We start from the raw sequence: 18,841 nt of genomic DNA on the forward strand, positions 1-18,841 counted from the left end.
TACAAAAATTCCTGACGCCCCGCAAAACAAAATATTCAGCCGCCCGCCCGGGCGGGCGGTTGAAAAAAATCTCGCCCCCCTCCTGCCGGGCGCGTTACGCTGGGGGCGTGGCAGAACCACCCAACAACCCAAACCCCAACCCCCGGCCTGCCACGCCGGCCCCGGCCGCGGGAGGGCCCCCGCCGGGGGGCGACGAGCTGGCGGGCCAGGCGCCGGGTGGCGATCTGGCCGGCCTGCAGGCGCGGATGTATTTCTCGCTGGGGTTGATCGCGGCCCTGGGGCTGATCATCACCGCGGGCATTCTGCTGCTCGTCTATCAGCGCGACCAGGAGCGGCGGCGCATGGAATTTGCCAAGCTGGCCGATGACCGCGCCCAGGCCGTGCAACTGGCCGCCAATGGCTGCGTGGAGGTGCTCAGCGCCATGGCCGACCTCTACGCCGCCAGCGAGCGCGTGGAGCCGGATGAATTCCGCCACTTCGCCACGCGCGCCATGCAGCGGCATCCCGAAACGGTGTACCTCGCCTGGCTGCCGCGGGTCACCCACGCCCAGCGCCAGAGCATTGAGCGCCTCCCGCCCCGGATCAACCGCGGCTTCCGCATCCTCCAGCTCACCCCCAACGGCACCCTCGCGCCCGCCGAGACGCGCCCGGAATATTTTCCCGTGTTCTACATCGAGCCGTTCTGGGAAAACCGGTTTCTGCGGGGGCTGGATCACTACCAGGAGCCGCCCCGCCGCGCCGCCATGAACCTGGCCCGCGATACCGATACGCCCGTCGCCACCCCCTGGATCCGCCTGGCCCAGCGGGAAACGGAAACGGCCACCGACTACGGCGTGTTTCTCTATCAGGCCGTGTACACCAACGGCCTGCCGGCCGAAACCGTGGAGCAGCGGCAGAAAAACCTGGCCGGCTTCCTCACCGCCGTGGTCACCGTCGAGGGCCTGGTCCGGCGGGCTTTGCCGGCGGGCGCGCTGAAAAATGTGGAGGTCTTTCTGGCCGATGAATCCACCGAGGACGGCGCGCCGCTCACCATTCATTTCACCCCCGCCGGCTGGAGCGTCCGGCGGCAGCCGCTGGAGGAAATCAAGCGCCTCCGCCGCAGCCCCATCGTGTGGGAGGGGGCCGTGGATCTGGCGGGCCGCCCGTGGGCGGTGCTGTGCTATCCCACGCGGCAGTTCATGGCGGCCTACCGCTCCTGGAGCTTCTGGGCCATCCTGGTGGTCGGCCTCATGTTCACCGGCTTTCTGGTGAATTACCAGCGCCTCATCATGCAGCGGGCCAGTTACGTCGAGCAGTTGGTCGCCCAGCGCACCCGCGAGCTGAAGGAGGAAATCGCCAGCCGCGCCCGCCTGGAGGAGGAATTGCAGCGCGAGCGCGATTTGTTTCACACGCTGCTGGACAACCTGCCCGACCGCATTTACTTCAAGGACACCCAGAGCCGCTTCCTCCGCATCAACCGCGCGCTGGCCGACCTGTTCGGCCTGCAACACCCCCGCGAGGCCGTGGGCAAGAGCGACTTTGACTTCTTCACCCTGGAACACGCCCGCCCGGCCTTCGAGGATGAACAGGAAATCATCCGCACCGGCCAGCCGCTCATCGGCCGCATCGAGCTCGAAACCCTGCCCGACGGCAAGAAATGCTGGGCCCACACCACCAAAATGCCGTTTCGGGACAAGCAGGGCAACATCATCGGCACCTTCGGCATCTCGCGCGACATCACCTCGCTGCGCGAGATGACCGAGCAGCTCAAAAAGGCCAACGCCGAGCTGCAGCGCTCCCATGAGGAGTTGAAGGCCGCGCAAATGCAGCTCATCCAGGCCGAGAAAATGCAGAGCGTGGGCCGCCTGGCCGCCGGCGTGGCCCATGAGGTCAAAAATCCCCTCGCCATCCTCGGCATGGGGCTGGATTACCTGGCCAGCTCGGTGGACATGCAGGACCCCACCCTCCGCACCGTGGTGGAGGACATGCGCCAGGCCATCCGCCGCGCCGACAACATCATCCTGGGCCTGCTGGACTTCTCCAAGCCGCGGGACCTGGAGCTGAAGCCGGTGAACTTGAACGAGATCATCCAGCAGGCCCTCGCCCTGACCCGCCATGAGCAGGTGGGGGCCCTGGTCCAGGTGCAGACCCATCTGGCGCCCGATCTGCCCCTCATCCGCGGCGATGCCCACAAGCTCTCCCAGGTGTTCGTCAACCTCCTTCTCAATGCCTGTCAGGCCATGGAAAATGGCGGCACCCTCACCGTCCGCACCCACGTCCGCACCCTCGCGGCCGACGAGGTCCGCCTCGAGGCCGGCAGCCGCGAGGCCCTGCGCTTTCATGCCGGCCAGCCCGTGGTGGAGGCGGTGGTGGACGACACCGGCCCGGGCATTCCGCCGGAAAAACTGACCCGCATCTTCGAGCCGTTTTTCACCACCAAACCCACCGGCCAGGGCACCGGCCTGGGCTTGACCGTCAGCCGCCAGATCATGGAATGGCACGGCGGCCGCATCCAGGTGCTCAACCGCCCCGAAGGCGGCGCGCGGGCGATCCTCTGGTTCCCCATCGAGCAACCGACCGGGCAGGATCAACCCCAGGATTCCCCGCCCGCCACGCCCTGATCCGCGCCGGAGCGTTTGATCCCGCCCCTGCAGGGGCGGCGGCGGCCGCTCACTTCACCACCAGCGTGAAGCTCTCCGAGTGGCTGTTGAACTCCGGCGCGTACATGCACTGGATCGAGGCCATGCCGGTCTGGTAGGTGCCCCGGTGCTGCACGCGGGTGGAGTATTCAAACACATACACGCCCTTGGGCAGATAGCTGATGAAGAAATGACTCGCCGTGTCGCGGGTGCTCTCGTAGTAGCCCAGCCCGTCCTGATACCGGTAGCGTGAGAGCACATTCACCGGCTCCACGCCGCTGCCCCGCTGGTCTTTGAGATGCACGTATTCCATGTCGCGATCCACGCGCAGCTCGATCCGCACCACCAGCTCGTCGCCCACGTTCACGGGGCCTTTCACCGGCTCGAGCACCGGGCCTTTCTTGGTGGTGGTTTTAACGTACAACGTCTTTTTGAGTTTGAGCGGCGTCCCCTCGTAGGGGGTCACCTTGCTCATGTCCTCCAGGTATTGCCAGTGCACGCTGCCCCAGGAAACCCCCGCATCGGTCTTTTTGACGGTGATCTGGCCCATCTTGCTCTTCACCTCGGCCCCGCTGAAGCGTTTCTCATAGAACCCGGTGCCCGCCTCCACCTTCTCCGGCTTGATGGCCAGGCCGCCCACGCTCACCTCCACCAGGGCGTCGCTGGCAAGCAGATTGCTGCCCCGCAGCAGCAGGCCGTACACCGCATCGGCCGTGGCCTTGGTGGTCTTCCAGTTCTGGGTTTGTTTCTGCTTGAGCAGCCAGACCTTGCAGTCCTCCACGGCGCGGGCGTCGTTCAGCACCTCGTCAAACGCCTCGATCATCAACGCCTGGGTTTCAATGGGCGCGTGGAACCACCACCACGACAGCTCCAGATCGCGCCAGAACATGCCCATCTCCTCGTTCGACACCGAGCGCTCCTTGATGGAGCGCATGATCGCCTGCGCGGCCTCCACGTTCTCGGCCCCGCCCCAGCGCTTCAGCGCAATGGCCAGATGCGCCTGGCTCTGCCGGACGCCCAGCTTGAGCCAGTGTTTGCGCGCTTGCTTCAGGTAAAACTGCACCGCCGCCTCATGGGGCTTGCCCACGGCCTTGTCCTTGAGGAAGAAGCTGCGCCCGTAGAGGTACAGGGCATCCAGAAAGCTGGGCGCGTAATCGTCGGGATTCTTCATCGTGCGCAGAATCTGCTCATGCCGCTCGGTCATCCATTCGTCCAGGCGGCCCAGCGCCCGGAGGGCGGGATCCACCTTCAAATCGCAGCCCAGATGCCGCAGCCGGCCAAACCCGGTGACGATGTAGAGGGTGATGTAGTCGTCCCCCGGCGCGCCGGGGAACCACGGCCAGCGGCCGTCGTTCATTTGCATCTCGGTGAGCTTTTGCAGGGCGCGATTCAGCTCGTAATTGAGGCGGTTGTCCTCAAACAGCAGCCCCACATTGCGGCGGGCCTGGCTTTCATTCTGGGCGTCCCGATACCACGGCGTCTCCTCCAGCAGCACCGACTTCAGCTCGAGGTTTTTCTCCAGCGGACTGTCCAGCGCCGGGGTGTTTTTCCACTGGTCAAAAATGCGGCGGATTTTGGGATCGCTGTGGGCGATGTGCCGCGCCAGGGTGTTGGCGTAGTAACGGTTGAAGATCTGCTCCGAGCATTCATACGGATACTCCATCAGGTACGGCAGCGCCATCACCGCATACCACGCGGGCTGCGACACCATCTGCACCGTGAAACCCTGATGCTGCAGGGTGCTGGAGCGGTTCTTCACCAGCCTGGTGAACTCAAACTTCCTGGTGCCCGCGCCGCGGATCGGCAGGGGCAGCGATTCGGTCACGTAAATGCGCCGCGAAAGCACGGGCAGATGGCCCTCCTCGCCATCGGCCAGCTTCCCGGTGGAGGCCACCGCCTTGTAAATCAGGAAGCCCAGGCCGTCCGGCACGCTCAACCGCCAGGCGTACGTGCGGGATTCCTTGGGCGGAATGTCAAACGCCAGCTCGTTGCGGGTGTTGCCCAGCTTCTTGTCCGCCGGCGCGTCGGTGGCCGCCTCGCGCAAGGTCAGCACCACCTTGCCCGTCTGGCGCTCGGTGGACTGGTTGGAGATTTTGACGGTGAACTCCAGCGTGTCGCCCTCGCGCAAAAAGCGCGGCGGGTTGGGCTGCACCATCAAATCCTTGGCCGTCACCACCTTTTCTTCGATGAAACCCGAGCGCAGCTCCTTGTCGTGCGCAAAGCCCAGGAAACGCCACGTCGTCAGCGCCTCCGGCATGGTGAACTCCAGGCGCACCACCCCGTCCTTGTCGGCAATCAGTTGCGGGAAGAAAAAGGCCGTTTCATTCAAATTTTTGCGCGGGCTTACCTTGCTTAAATCCGGCGCGCCGCCCGCGCCCGCCCCGGCGCCTTTGCGTTCTTCCCGGGTGGCGGCGGCGCGATCGCTTTGGGCCTCGGCGGCCTTGGCCATGTCCATGGGCGCGCCGGCCTGGCGCATGGCGGCGTTTTCGCCGGCCAGGCCGGGCGGGGGAGCGGCGGGCATCGCCATGGCGGCCATCGGCGCCCCGTCGGCCATGGCGGCTTCCATCTCGACGCCGCGCCGGGCCATCAGAACGCGGCCGCCGCCCCGGCCGCTAAAGTACATGTAGCCCCACAGGTTTTGCGTCAGATCCGGCGGAAAGGCGCGGTAGCGCCAGTCCACGCCCACATACTCCTCGCGCCACCCGCCGTAGAGATGGTTGAAGTGCTTCAGCACGTTTTCAAACTGCCGGCTCAAGTTGGAGTAATCGGTGCGGAAAATGTTGAACCGCTGCATCCAGTTGTGCTTGAGATAGGCGTCCAGCGATTCATCATACAGCGCGGCCGCCATCTCCGCGGCGGCCCGTTGGGCGTTGGGACCGGAGATCACCAGGCTCCAGGTTTCCTTCTGGCCGGGCAGCAGTTTCGAGACCAGCCGCTCCCACTTCAGTTGCAGTTGCTTGTTGCTCCAGGGCACCTCGATGCGCCGGCTCTCCAAATAGGCGCGGTTTTCCCGCACCTGGGTCACGTGCAGGGTGAAGCCGCCGCGCTGGGCTTCCGTCACCGCCTGCTTGATCTGCTCCTGCGTGCGGCCCGCGCGGGTCCAATACTTCTGGATCATCTTGCCGCGATGCTCGATTTCAACGTAGGCCCGGCCGGTGTCGTAGCCCGTGCCCCACACGGCCATAAACTCCTCGCCCGGCTCGCACTGCCATTTCGGCGCGGCCAGCAGGCTGGGAAGCTTGAGGTTAAGTTTTTCCGCCGCCGGCTCGAGCACCTGCAGCGGCAGCATGGCCTTGACGGGTTTGCCAAAACGATCCTGGGTCTCAAAGATCGCCCGATACAGCCCGGGCGCCAGGTTGAAGCTGGCCGTCTGGCGGCCGTTGGTGGCCGTGGTCAGGCCGCGCTCGGCCACCAGCTTGCCCAGGGGCCAGGTGTTGGGATCCGCCGTCGGCCCCGGTTGCTCCGCTCCCCCCGCCTGCGCCCCGCCGCGCCCGCGCGGGTGGTAGGGCGGCGCCAGCTCGGGCCGGATCACCGCCGCCGGCTGCTCCACCTGATAAATCTTCAGCGCCCCTTCGGCGGCCTGCCCCTCGCCGTCCAGGGTGGCGGTGAAGAGGGCAATGGCCACCGGTTTTTCGCTCACCTGCCATTCCTCGGCCGCAAGGCTGGCCTGCAACGCCGTGTAGCCCACCACCACCGCCCGCTGGGCCGAGCGCGTTTCACCCGTGGCATCCGTCACGTCCGCATAGATGGTGAAATGGAAGGTCGGCTCGTTGGTGGGGGAGATGGACGGATCGGGTTTGGCCACAAACTCCACCTTGAACGTCCCATCCGTGCCCGTGCGGGTGCTGCCATGCGCAATTTCCTGGGCGCCCGATGGCGGGAAGGGATCCCACCAGCAATACCAGCGCCACCAGACGGGGTAGCGCACCTCGCGCACCACCCGGTACTTCACCAGCGCGTTGTCCACCGCCGCGCCGGTGTAGCTCTCGGCCTTGCCGCCCAGCTCCACGCGGTCATTCAGGCGCGCCGCGGTTTTGGGGGCTTCCAGGGCGACCTGGAACTTCGGCCGCTTGTATTCCTCCACGCTCACCGTGGTGCTGCCATTGGGGCCGCCCTGCACAAAAAGCCGCATGCGCCCGGTGACGCGATCGCGCGGCGCGGTGAAGCTGCCGCTGAACGAGCCGAAATCATTGGCCTGCACTTCGCGGCGCTCGACCTCCTTGCCGTTGGGATCGGCCAGCACCACCGTCAACTTCTGGCCGGGCAGCAGCTCGTACTTGTCCTGCTCCTGATCCACCTGCAGGCAGATGCCCTTGAACGAAATGGTCTGGCCGGGCCGGTAAAGCGCCCGATCGGTGAAGAACAGCGTTTGCGAAGTCGGCCGCCGGCGCCCGGGGCTCGAGGCCCAATATTCATTCTGGGTGGCCAGCTCCTGGCCCTGATGCCGGACGTGCAGGATGTGGCCGCGCTGCGCCGGGGCATCCACGATAAACAGCCCGTTTTCGTCCGTGCGCACCGGCGCGTTGGCCACGCGGTTGCCCTGGGCGTCGAAATGCCAGCTCCGCACCTCGGCATCGGCCACCGGCTCGCCGCTCCGCGCGTCCAGCACAAAGCCCTGCAGCATCCCGTTGAAGGTGCGCGGGATCAGGGCCAGCTCGCTCACCCAGATATCGGTGAAGTGCACCACATTATCCTGCTCGCCAAAGTCGGCCTTCGCGCTGGCCAGGAGGTAGTAAAAGCCGGGCTTCAGGTTCTCGGGCACCGCCACCTTTTCCACCCGGCTCTGATAATCGGTGGTGGCCGGCAGCTTCACGGACCACGCCTGCGCCGGCGCGCGTTTGAGAACTTCCTTGCGCCCGGCGTCGTCCAGCCATTCGGGCCGGCGGCCGCGATTGGAGAAGGCGGCATTCCAGTCCCACGGCACCAGGCGGAAGTGGACCTCGGTCAGATTGCGGTAGTGCACCCGGATCGGCGGCCAGGGCGCATTCCACACCCGCTCGGTGTTGAGGCTCAGCTCGCGGCTCTCGATCTCGGTCACCAAATTGCGGCACATCATGCCCCCGGCGCTCTTGGGATAAACCTTCGCCCCGCGGGAGGCGAGCCGGTGGGCCTCCACCCAGTCGCCCTCGTCGCGCACCACCACGGCCCACCGATGCAACGCCATGGCGGCCAGCTCGTGATCCGCCCATTGATCCACAAACGCCTTCAAGGCCGCCTTGTAACGGGCGCGTTTCTCATCCCCAAACGCCGTGTTGTACCCGTAATGCAGCCGCGCCAGATCCACATCCAACCGCGCGGTGGGATCAGCATCCGGCTGGTGAAAACGCAGCAGGGCCTGATACAGCCGGAGGGCCTTGAGCTTGGGCGACTCCGTATCGGTGGTCTCGGGATTCCAGGCCAGAAAGGCGGCCATCGGCTCCAAAATCGGGCTGGTGGCCGGGATTTCAAAGGCGTCCTGCGGCTTGGCCGCGGCCTGCTCGCCGGAGGTGTAGAATTGCAGGGCCTCGTGCGCCAGAAAATCGTACATCGTCGGCCGGTACCGATCGGGAATGGTGCCCTTGATCAGCAGGTCATCAAACTGCGCCACCGGCATCTGCTTCAGCAAATCCGCCGCCGCCAGCGCGGCGGTGAATTCCTTGTCAATTTCCGCAAACAGCCGGGGCAAATCCCACGTGGTGAAATCCTTGCCCGGCTCGGTGGCGGTGGCGGTGCGCTGCATGAAGCGCCAGCGGTTTTGCTGGAAATAGTGCCAGTACCACGTCGCCTGCAGGGCATGGTAGATTGGTTTCAGCTCCGGCGGCGCCTTGGCAATCTCGGCCTGCAACCGCGTGATCTTCTCCTCCGGCTTGTTGCCCTGAATGTTGGCCTCCAGAACGATCTTCCGGCAGACGGCCTTGGCCACCTCGCCCCAGGCCTTGTCTTTGGTGGCCCCCTGAATGATGGGCTCGAGGGCCTCAATGGCCGATTTGGGCAGGCCTTGGTTGATGGCCTCGTCCACTTTCTTCCATTGGGCATCTCTCACACCAGCCATAAGTGGAATCTGGACGGCCAAAACCGTCCCCAGCAGGGCTAGCCATGTGCGCATCATAAGTATTTGTATCACTCTCCCTGTGAGACGGCAAAACCGTAATAATGCTCCCTCTCCTGCTGCCTCCGCCGTGGATTGGGCCCCGGAGACATCTCCCCCGGCATGAAAACGCCATCCGCCCCGGCCGTGCCCTGCCGCCCGGGCGCCGCCTCAACGGCGGGCGTTGTAGGCGGGGCAGGCGTACTTGGTGGCCGCCAGATGGCGGGCTTCCTCCAGCAGGGCGGGGGGCGGGACGAGCACCTCCCAGCCCACTTGCCATTGCTCGCGCGCGTGGGCGAGCATGGCCGCCTCCCAATCGGCGCGGGCCAGACCGCGCGGGGGCGGCTGAAGGGAGCCCTGGATGAGCAGCCCCTCGCGGGTGCGGCGCTGGGCGGCCCCGGCAATCTTGCGCCCGTGGCGCAGCAGATCAAATTGCTCGTAACCCGCAAAACACTGCCCGGGCGCTTCCTCGCGGCGCTGGGGGGCCAGCTCGGTGGCGAGGCCCAGCCGCGCCAGCGCGCCCTGAATCCATTGATGCATCCGCTGATAACTCTGCGCGGCGCGCAGGTCATACCAGGCATCGGCCGGCGGCACCGCCACACTGTAGGTCCAATCCGCGTCATGGGGCACCAGCCCGCCGCCGGTGGGACGCCGGATGAGCGGGCGCAGCGCGGTGAGCCGCTCCAGCTCGGCGTATTTCTGGAAAAAACCAAACGTGGCCGCCGGCGCGCTCCAGCCGTAGAACCGCAGCACCGGCCGGCCAAGGGCCGGAGCGGCCCGCAGGATCGCCTCATCCAACGCCATGTTGAAGGCCGGCTCGTGCAGGGCGCAGGGCAGGTAATACCAGGCATGCAGCGTGTCGGCCATGCAGACGGCAGGGGGCGCTAGACTTTGTCCGCGCTGGGGCAGTGGGCGCGGATTTCACAGTGGGCGCAGTCCGGTTTGCGGGCGCTGCAACGGCGGCGGCCATGCCAGATCAGCCAGTGGCTGAACCGCGTCCACTCCGCGCGCGGGACCAGCTCCATGAGCTCGCGCTCGATTTTCTCCGGATCTTTCTCGGGCGTGAGCTGGAGCCGCGCCGCCAGCCGGCTCACGTGGGTGTCCACCACAATGCCCTCATTCAGCCCAAAGGCGTTGCCGAGGACAACGTTGGCCGTCTTGCGCCCCACGCCCGCCAGCGCGGTCAACTCCTCCATGGTGCGCGGCACCTCCCCCCCGTGGCGCTCCACCAGCGCGCGGCAGGCGGCCTGGATGCTTTTGGCCTTGTTGCGATAAAATCCGGTGCTCTGGATGTCCTTCTCCAGCTCGGCCTGCGGCGCGCGCGCGTAATCGGCGGCGCAGCGGTATTTCTGAAACAAGATGGCCGTGACCTGATTCACCCGCGCATCCGTGCACTGCGCGGAGAGGATGGTGGCGATGAGCAGCTCCAGGGGATTGGTGTAATTCAGCTCGCAATGCGCGTCGGGGTAGGTGGCCCGCAATGCGGCGCACAGGCGCGCGACGCGCGCCGCGCGGGCGGCGGCGGACTCGCGGCCGGAAGAGGCGGGACGGGGCATGGCAGGTTACTTTTTCAGAAAATATTGGCGCTGTTTTTCGCTGATCGGCAGGCCCAGCTTCTCCATCACCTGCAGCAAATCCTCCCACACCTGCCGCTTGGCGGCGAGGGATTGATTGCGCAGCAGGTAGGCGGGGTGATACGTGGGCATGAGCGGGATGCCGCGGTAATCGCGCCACACCCCCCGCTCCTTGGTGATGGAAACTCTCTGCTGGGTCAGCCCCTCCAGGGCCGTGGCGCCCAGGGCCACGAGCACCTTGGGCCGGATCAGATCAATCTGCTGCTGCAGCCACGGCAGGCAGGTGACCATTTCCTGGGGCGTGGGCTTGCGGTTGCCGCTGGTCTGGCCCGGGGTGTCCGGCCGGCATTTGAGCACGTTGGCTATGAAAACCTCCTCCCGCCGCAGGCCCATGGTCTGGATCATTTTGGTCAGCAACTGGCCCGCCGCCCCCACAAACGGCTCCCCCTGCGCGTCTTCATCCGCCCCCGGCGCCTCGCCCACAAACATCAAATCGGCGTATAGGTTGCCTACCCCAAAAACCACCGTGCGGCGGCTGCGAACCAGATGCGGGCACTTGACGCAGGCCAGCACCCGGGCCCGCAGGGAGGCCAGGGCCAGCTCGCGATCCCCGGCCTCCACCGGCACCGGCTTCGGCCCCGGCGCCGGCGCAGCGGAGGGCGGCGCTGCCGGCGGTTTCGGCGCGGTAACAAAACCCAGAGTGCCGGGCGGCAGGGAGGGTTTCGGCGGGGCGGGGGACGCAGACGGCGCGGGCGGCAGCGCTGGGGCGGCCGCCGGCCGCCGTGGCGCGGCCACGGCCGGCCTGGCCAGCGCGGCCAGGGTTTCAGGTTTCACCAAAACCCAGGACTGGCCGCGATGCCGCAGCTCTTCCAGGTGGGCAATGGTGGCTTCCAGAAGCTGCTGGTACCCGTTCACGGCGGTGATGTTAATGGGTGTGACCGCTCATGCACGAAAAAATTGCGCCCCCGCGCCGGCTGCGGGCCTACCAATTCTTGAAAGTGCGGTTGGAGCGCTTGCGGGCATCAGCGGCCTCCGGCGGAATGTAGGGCAGCATTTTCTCCTCCACCTTGGCCGCCTCCAACAACTGCCGCGCCTGCTCCGGCGTCAGGCCCATGACTTTGACCGCGCGGGAGGGATCCGCCTGGCCTTGTCCCTCGGGCGGCGGATTTTTGTTGCCCGCGGCGTCTTGCGCCTCCGCGGGTGAACGATCGCCCTGCTGTTGCTGCTGCTGCTGGTCCGGCGTGGGCTGCGGTTGAGCCTGCGGCGCCGGGTTCTGCTCCGGCTGCCGGGCATTCTGTCCGCCTTGCTGCTCATTTTGCGCCTGGGATTGCTGGGAGGGGTTGGGGGAGTTCTCCCCCTGCGAATCCTGGGAATTGGAGGAGGACTGCTGCTGTTGCTGCTGCTGCTGCTGTTGAAGCTGCTCCAGCTCCTCCAGTTTGCGCCGGATGACCTCCAGGTTGTGCTGGGCATCGGCATCCTGCGGATTCAGGCGCAGGGCATGGGCCAGATGATTGGTGGCGGTCTGCCAGGCGGCCTTTTTCTTCTCCAGCTCCGGCTCGGCCTGGCCCAGATGATAGCGCGCGCTGGCGGCGTTGTAGAAGGCGCGCTGCTGCAAATCCAGGTTTTCGGGGGTCATCGCCGCCGCCTCGAATTCCCGGGCGGCCCGCTCGTAATCGCGATCGCGGAAGGCCGCCACGCCCAGGTTGTAGCGCAGGCGGTTGTCCTCCGGACGTTTGAGCAGCAGCTCTTCATAGGCTTTTTTGGCCGCCTTGTGGTAACCGCGATCCAGCTCCCGGCGGGCCTCCGCGGGCGACACCGCCTGCGCCGGCCCGCCGGCCCACAGCAGGGCCAGGCCGGCCAGCCCCCACACCACGCGCCGGGCGCGGCGCCATGTCCAGCGTTCACGCATGGGACAATCGCCCACGAGAATTTCGGCCAGCAGCAGCAAAATGGCAAGCCCCAGCGGCCAGTGATACCGCTCATGATAGACGCGCACCATGCGCGCCGCCTGCTCGGCTTTGGGCAGGGGGGCAATGCCTTTTTCGTACAGCAGGGCCATGGTGCCCGCCCCGGCCAGCCGCAGATAAAACCCGCCCCCGGTGGTGGCCACCTCGTGCAGCAGGCGCTCCTCCAGCCGGGTGCGCACGGGCCGGCCCTCGGCATCCCGCGCCGTTTCGCGGCGGCCGCCCGGCTCGGGCACGCGCAATTCCTCGCCTTCGGGCGTGCCGATGCCGATGGTAAAAATCTTGATGCCCGCCCTGGCGGCGGCGGCGGCGGCCTCCAGCACGCCGGCCTCGTGATCCTCGCCATCCGAAAACACGACCAGCACCTTGTGGCTTTCGCCCGCGTTGGTGAAGGCGGCCTGCGCCACTTCGATCGCCTCGGCAATCGCGGTGCCGCCCTGCGGAATGATTTCCGTGTCCAGCATCATGACGCTCTGCCGGAAGGCCTCGGTGTCCATCGTCAGCGGGCATTGGAGAAACGCCGAGCCGGCAAAGGCAATCAGCCCCACCCGGTCGCTGCGGGCCGTCTGGGCCAGGTCCAGCGCGGCAAGCTTGGCGCGTTCAAGGCGGTTGGGCTTGATGTCCTCGGCCAGCATGCTGCGGGAGGTGTCCACGGCCAGCAGAATGTCCACGCCCCGGCGTTTGACCTCCTCCCAGTGATACCCCCACTGCGGCCGGGCGGCGGCGACAATCAGCAGGGCCAGCGCCGCCAGCAGCAGCGCCTGCCGCCCGCGCCGGCGGGCCGGGGAGAACCCCTCGGTGAGGCCCGGCAGCAGCCGCGCGTGAATGAAGCGCTCCAGCAGCGCCTGGCGCCGCCGGCCCAGGTGCCAGAACAGCCACAGCGCCGCCGGCACCAGCAGCAGCAGCCATAACAGTTGGGGTTCGGCAAATCTCATGGCAACTGTCGCAGCCAGGTCTGGCTCAGCACCATTTCCAGCACCAGCAGCCCCACCGCCCCCAGCAGCAGCCAGTGCGCCAGCTCGGTGTGCTGCGAAAATTTTTTGATGACCACCTCGGTTTTCTCCAGGCGGTCAATCTCCTCGTAAATCTGGCGGAAACGCTCCGTGTTGTCGGCGCGGTAATACTTGCCGCCGGTAAGCTCGGCGATTTTCTGCAGGGTCTCCTCGTCAATGTCCACCAGCACCGGCTCGCGGATGAGCCGGCCCATGAACTGGCGCAGCACATACGACTGTCCCTGCCGCCCGATGCCGATGGTGTACACCTTGATGCCCAGCGCCCGGGCGGCTTCGGCCGCCGCCAGCGGGGGCACCTTGCCCGCGTTGTTCTGGCCGTCGGTCATCAGGATCACCAGGCGGCTTTTGGCGGGCACGTGCTCCAGCCGATTCACCGCCGTGGCCAGGGCCGAGCCGATGGCCGTGGAGTTGTATTCGCGCACCGCCCCCAACTGCAGCCGCTCCAGATTCTGCAGCAGAAAATCATGGTCCAGCGTCAGCGGCGCCGCCACGTACGGGCGCCCGGCAAAGGCCACGATGCCGATCCGATCGCTGGGCCGTTTCTTGATGAACTCCCGCAGCACCTCCCGCGCCATGTCCAGCCGGTTCACATCCCGCCCCCGCAGGTTGAAGTCCATGGCCTCCATGCTGCCCGACATGTCCAGCGCCACCATGATGTCCACCCCGCTCGCGCTGATGGACGTCTCGGTGTGGGTCCGCCGCGGCTGGGCCAGCGCCACGAGGGCCAGCGCCAGCGCCAGCCAGCGCAAATGCGCCAGCCAGCTCCCCGGCGCCGAGCGGGCCGGCCGCAGCCCCGTGGGCAGCAGTTGCAGCGAGGAATACACCAGCGCCGCGCGCCGGCCCGTGCGCCCCACCAGCCACGCCACCGCCGGCACCAGCAGCAGCAACCATAACAGTTGGGGATGCGCAAAGGTCATGACCGGCACGCAGGCGCGGCGGGCGGGGCCTCCGCCGCCGGCACGGTTTCCACCAGCGAAGTTTCATCCACCAGGCGCAGCGCCGCGGCATGCAACCGGCGCAGCGCCTCCTCCGTCGGCTCGAAGCGGGCGAACTTGATCAGATCGCACTCCGTCAGAAAATCGGCCAGCAGCTCCTTGTGGCGCGGCTGCAACAGCAGGGTGCGCTGCAAATCCTGGAGAAACTCCTCCGTGGTCCGCTCCGGGGCGGGCAGATGAAAGCGGCGCTCCAGATACCAGCGCAGGGCGGCGGACACGGCCACGGTGAAGCGCTCCGGATCTCCCAGAAGCTGCCAGGCCGCCTCGAGCCGCCGGCGGGCCTCCACGTGCGGCGGCAGCGGCGGGGCGGCGGCCGCGGGCGGGGCCAGGCGCCGCTTCTGCCACCACCGCCACAGCCCCCACGCCAGCGCCGCCAGCAGCAGGCACGCCGCCACCCACCCCAGCCAGGCCCAGCCGGACGGGATGTCCACCGGCGGTTTGAGCGGCCGCAGCTCCTCCACGGCGTTGGTCACGGCCGCCGGCGCAGAAGGTTGAGGCATGGGCAAACCCGCCGCCATAAACGCTCATCCGCGCAGCCGCCGTTTTTCGCGCGTGGCGAAGAAACGGCCCAGCGCGGCCTCGTACGGTTGATCCGTGCGCACCTGCAGGGCATCGGTGCGGGCAAGCCGGAAGGTTTGCTCGAGCTGCGCCTGCTGCTGGCGGCGCTGCTGCTGCCAGGCGGCGCGCCAGGCCTCGTGGCCGGTGTCCACCACCGCCTGCTCGCCGGTTTCGGCGTCCTGCAACACCAGCCGGCCCACATCGGGCAGCGTGAATTCGTGGGGATCGGTGATCTGCACGCACACCACATCATGCCGCCGGCGGGCCTGCCGCAGGGCGGACAGCCAGGGCGGGGACGGCAGGGGCGCCCGGCGCGCCCAGCGCGGCGTGTTGTCCAGAAAATCCGACAGCACCACCACAATCGCCCGGCGGGGAAGGACCCGGTTGAGAAAGTCCAAAGCCCCGGCCAGATCGGTCTGCGCCTGCTGCGGCGCGTAAAACAAAATCTCGCGGATGACCCGCAGCACGTGGCGGCGGCCCTTGCGCGGCGGGATGAACTTTTCCACCTGCCGCGTGAACAACGCCAGCCCCACCTTGTCGTTGTTGCGGATGGCCGAGAAGGCCAGCACCGACGCAATCTCCGCCGCCAGCTCGCGCTTGGACGGCCCGGCGGAGCCAAAGCGCCCGCTGCCGCTGGCGTCCACCAGCAGCATGACGGTCAGCTCGCGCTCCTCCACAAATTTCTTGATGAAGGGATGATTCATCCGGGCGGTGACATTCCAGTCAATCGCGCGCACCTCATCGCCGGGCTGGTACTCGCGCACCTCGTCAAAGTTCATGCCCTGCCCCTTGAAGACGCTGTGATACTGCCCCCCCAGCGTCTCGGTCACGAGCCGGTTGGTGCGGATTTCAATCTGCCGGATTTTTTTGAGAATTTCCGGGGGGATCATAGGCCGGGGCGCCCGCCCCGCCCGCGCCTCACGGCACGGGCAGTTCGTCAAAAATCTTTTGAATGATGGTTTCGCTGGTCTTGTCCTCCGCCTCGGCCTCGTAGGTCACCGTCACCCGATGGCGCAGCACATCCATGCCAATGGTTTTGACATCCTGCGGCGTCACGTAGCCGCGGCCCTTGAGGAAGGCGTGGGCCTTGGCGCCCAGGGTCAGCGCGATGGTGGCGCGCGGGGAGGCGCCCAGTTGGATCATGCCTTGCAACGGCAGCTTGTAGGCCGCCGGATCGCGCGTGGCGCACACCAGATCCACAATGTAATCCTTCACCTTCTCATCCACATAAATCTCATTGAGCACCTCCCGGGCCGCCAGAATCTGCTGCGGCGTGACCACCGGCCGCGCCGCCGGCAGCCCGCTGGTGCGGGCCATCAAATCCAGAATCTGCCGCTCCTCTGCCCGCGAGGGATAACCAATCTTGAGCTTGAGCATGAAGCGGTCCACCTGCGCCTCGGGCAGGGGGTAGGTGCCCTCCTGCTCGATCGGGTTCTGCGTGGCCAGCACCAGAAACGGCTCCTCCAGGCGGAAGGTCTGCTCGCCAATCGTCACCTGCTTCTCCTGCATGGCCTCCAGCAGCGCGCTCTGCACCTTGGCCGGCGCGCGGTTGATTTCATCGGCCAGCACCAGATGCGCAAACACCGGCCCGCGGCGCGTGGTGAAGCCCCCCGTCTGCGGATTGTAAATCTGCGTGCCAATCACATCGGCGGGCAGCATGTCCGGCGTGAACTGCAGCCGCGCAAACTTGACGTTGAGGCAGGCGGCCAGGGTCTTGACCGAAAGCGTCTTGGCCAGGCCGGGCACGCCCTCCAGCAACACATGGCCGTTGGCCAGCAGCCCGATGATCAGGCGCTCGACCAGATACGACTGGCCGACAATGACCCTGCCCATTTCCTCCAGCAGCGGGCGCACAAACGCCGAGGCCCGCGCCACTTCCTGATTGATCGCCGTTAATGCCGTGCTCATGCCTTGATGCACTGTATCCTGCCCCATAGACAGCGTGGGGGCAATAATGTTCATTTTCCGCCCGATTCACGCCGCCGCGCCGGGACGCCTGTTAACGTTTGGCGCAAGGGAATGGGCTGCGCTGCCGGAGCGTGGGCAGCGGGAGATGACCAAGTCTCAGCCGCTGAAGGCGCGCTTATTTCTTGGGCGGGGGATTCCCGGCTTTGGCCGCCGCGGCGGGACGCGCCGGGGGAGCGGGACGCCCGATCACGGCCACCAGCAATTCCTGCGCGGGCACCAGATGCCGATAATAAAAGGCCTGCATCATGTCCTCGGCCGGCACGGCCGTGCGCACCACCTCCTGCCCGTCCACCACGGCCCGCCCCTCCAGGGTGAGGCGCAGGAGGTTGGTCTCCGGCGCGGGCGGAGCGGTGAGATTCAACCGCGCCACATTCGTGCCCGCCGGCACCCGCCCCCCGCCGAGCACGAAGCCCCTGGGCGCGTCTTTGAGCACCACCTTGATTTCATTGGTGAATCCATCCTTGCGCAGGGCGTGGACGGTCACCGGCACACTGGCCCCGGGACGCACATTCAGGCTGGACGGCACCACCCGCAGCTCGAAGTCCGGCCGCGGCGCGCTCAAGCGCAGGCGATAGGCGTATTCCGGCCCGCCCTGATTTTGCGTGTCGCTCAGGTGGACGAAATAACGGCCCGCCGCCGGCAGCTTGAACAGGACATACGCATCGGCGTGATGCGTGTTCAGGCCGCTGGCCTTGTCCTCGTGATCATCGTTCAAGGCCACCGTCCGTCCCTGGGCATCCGTGACGCGCAGCAACGCATCGAGCGGGGAATTCAGCCGGCGGGCCATGACCTCGGCCACCACCGTTTCGCCCGCCCGGCCTTCCCACACGAACACATCCACATCGCCCGGGCGGTCAATCCGGCCGTTGAGCACCACCGGCAGCTCCACCGGCTGCGCCGTGCGCACCACGTTGTTGGCCTCGGTTTCCTCCCGCTCGGGCAGGGTGTCGGCGGCAAACGGCACGGGGGGCGACTCCCCCTTGTCGCCGCGCACCTGCAGCCATTGGATGCCCGCCGCAGTGGGGGTGATGTCCAGCGTGGTTTGCGTCAAATTCCAGCCCTTCAGCTCCACCCTGGTGGTTTGCCCCACCGGCCCGCCCAGGGGGTAAATGCTGGTGATGAACGGCACGGCCCCGGCGGTGATGCGATACACAAAATCCTCGCGCCCGCGATACAGGGCGTCCTTGATTTCCAGGACATACTCGCCGTCGGCCGGCAGCTCGTAGTACAGCACGGGATCCGGGTTGTGCCGGAAATCATCCACATATTGCAGCTCCCGCCCGCGGCTGTCGTACAGGCCAATGGTGGCTTGAAACCAGCCCGGCACGGCGTCCGCCACATACGGGATGAGCTGCCGTGCCTGCACCTGCACCACCAGCCGCTCGCCGCGGCGGCCTTTGAAGCGATACCGGTCCACGTCGCCCGGCAAGATCTGGCCATTGATCACCACCGGCAGCGCCACGCTGGCGCCCAGCTCGGTGGCGTTGGGCCGCGGCTCCACCTCCACATGCTCCGGCAGCTCGCCCACATAAAACGCGACGGGATTGGACAACCCCGCCGCCGTGCGCATCCGCAGCTCGCGGCGGCCCGGCTGGGCATCCGGGGCCAGGGTCAGGCGCAGGGCGACATCCTCCGCCAACTGCGGGTTGGGCGGGCGCTGGTTTTTGGGGTTGGCCAGTTTGCGCCGGATCTCATTCATCTCCCGCTCCAGCGCGGCGCGATCCAGGCGCTCGATGAGGTTGGTGTTCAGCTCGCTGACGAAGCTGACCACCGGATTGGTTTTGGGCGTGCTGGCCAGGGCCTGCTGCATGTTGCGCAGGCGATCCCGCAGCAGCGTCAACTGGCGGCCGTTCAGCGGCTTGATGTGCTCCACCACCACCCCCTCCACCCCGCCGCCCGTCACCACGGCGTTGGTGATGCCGTCCAGATATTGCCCGCTCAAGACCGCCTGAAAAGTGGTCCCCGGCCGCCCGCCGGCGGGGTACAGGTAACCGATATAAGGATTGCGCTGCGCCGCCAGCGGCGCCGCCGCGGCCCACCCCATCACCGCCGCCAGCGCGGCCATGAGTCGCCCAACGTGCATC

Annotated in this window: 11 protein-coding genes; 1 reads left to right on the forward strand and 10 read right to left on the reverse strand. The window is 66.8% G+C overall.

What is annotated here, in order from left to right:
• The first annotated feature begins 107 nt into the window (after positions 1-107).
• Positions 108-2,600: a CHASE domain-containing protein gene (locus N3J91_06445; protein ID MCX8156067.1), complete on the forward strand. Its 2,493-nt coding sequence runs from the start codon at positions 108-110 to the stop codon at positions 2,598-2,600.
• Between the two features lie 49 nt (positions 2,601-2,649).
• Here the strand turns inward: N3J91_06445 and N3J91_06450 are convergent, their stop codons facing one another.
• The 10 genes from N3J91_06450 to N3J91_06495 all read right to left on the reverse strand — a co-directional run bounded on the left by N3J91_06450 (position 2,650) and on the right by N3J91_06495 (position 18,840).
• Positions 2,650-8,649 carry an MG2 domain-containing protein gene (locus N3J91_06450; protein ID MCX8156068.1) on the reverse strand — a complete coding sequence of 2,000 codons (6,000 nt, stop codon included), beginning with the start codon at positions 8,647-8,649 and terminating at the stop codon, positions 2,650-2,652.
• A 207-nt stretch (positions 8,650-8,856) separates the two neighbouring features.
• A complete protein-coding gene (locus N3J91_06455; protein MCX8156069.1) occupies positions 8,857-9,552 on the reverse strand; it encodes a hypothetical protein in 696 nt (231 codons plus the stop codon).
• A gap of 17 nt (positions 9,553-9,569) precedes the next feature.
• Positions 9,570-10,241 carry an endonuclease III gene (gene nth / locus N3J91_06460; GenBank protein ID MCX8156070.1) on the reverse strand — a complete coding sequence of 224 codons (672 nt, stop codon included), beginning with the start codon at positions 10,239-10,241 and terminating at the stop codon, positions 9,570-9,572.
• A gap of 6 nt (positions 10,242-10,247) precedes the next feature.
• Complete coding sequence (locus tag N3J91_06465; protein ID MCX8156071.1) at positions 10,248-11,174, reverse strand: uracil-DNA glycosylase; 927 nt, start codon at positions 11,172-11,174, stop codon at positions 10,248-10,250.
• A 67-nt stretch (positions 11,175-11,241) separates the two neighbouring features.
• Positions 11,242-13,158 (reverse strand): VWA domain-containing protein, encoded by a 1,917-nt coding sequence (locus N3J91_06470; protein ID MCX8156072.1) that lies wholly within the window; start codon positions 13,156-13,158, stop codon positions 11,242-11,244.
• A complete protein-coding gene (locus N3J91_06475; protein MCX8156073.1) occupies positions 13,155-14,153 on the reverse strand; it encodes a VWA domain-containing protein in 999 nt (332 codons plus the stop codon). Before N3J91_06475 ends, N3J91_06470 begins: the two co-directional genes overlap by 4 nt.
• Complete coding sequence (locus N3J91_06480) at positions 14,150-14,731, reverse strand: hypothetical protein (protein MCX8156074.1); 582 nt, start codon at positions 14,729-14,731, stop codon at positions 14,150-14,152. Before N3J91_06480 ends, N3J91_06475 begins: the two co-directional genes overlap by 4 nt.
• 24 nt (positions 14,732-14,755) lie before the next feature.
• Positions 14,756-15,679 carry a DUF58 domain-containing protein gene (locus N3J91_06485; protein ID MCX8156075.1) on the reverse strand — a complete coding sequence of 308 codons (924 nt, stop codon included), beginning with the start codon at positions 15,677-15,679 and terminating at the stop codon, positions 14,756-14,758.
• 28 nt (positions 15,680-15,707) lie between these two features.
• Positions 15,708-16,697 carry a MoxR family ATPase gene (locus tag N3J91_06490; protein ID MCX8156076.1) on the reverse strand — a complete coding sequence of 330 codons (990 nt, stop codon included), beginning with the start codon at positions 16,695-16,697 and terminating at the stop codon, positions 15,708-15,710.
• Between the two features lie 175 nt (positions 16,698-16,872).
• Positions 16,873-18,840: a hypothetical protein gene (locus N3J91_06495; GenBank protein ID MCX8156077.1), complete on the reverse strand. Its 1,968-nt coding sequence runs from the start codon at positions 18,838-18,840 to the stop codon at positions 16,873-16,875.
• Position 18,841: the final 1 nt, after the last annotated feature.

It is taken from the genome of Verrucomicrobiia bacterium, from assembly GCA_026414565.1.
Taxonomy (GTDB): domain Bacteria; phylum Verrucomicrobiota; class Verrucomicrobiia; order Limisphaerales; family Fontisphaeraceae; genus Fontisphaera.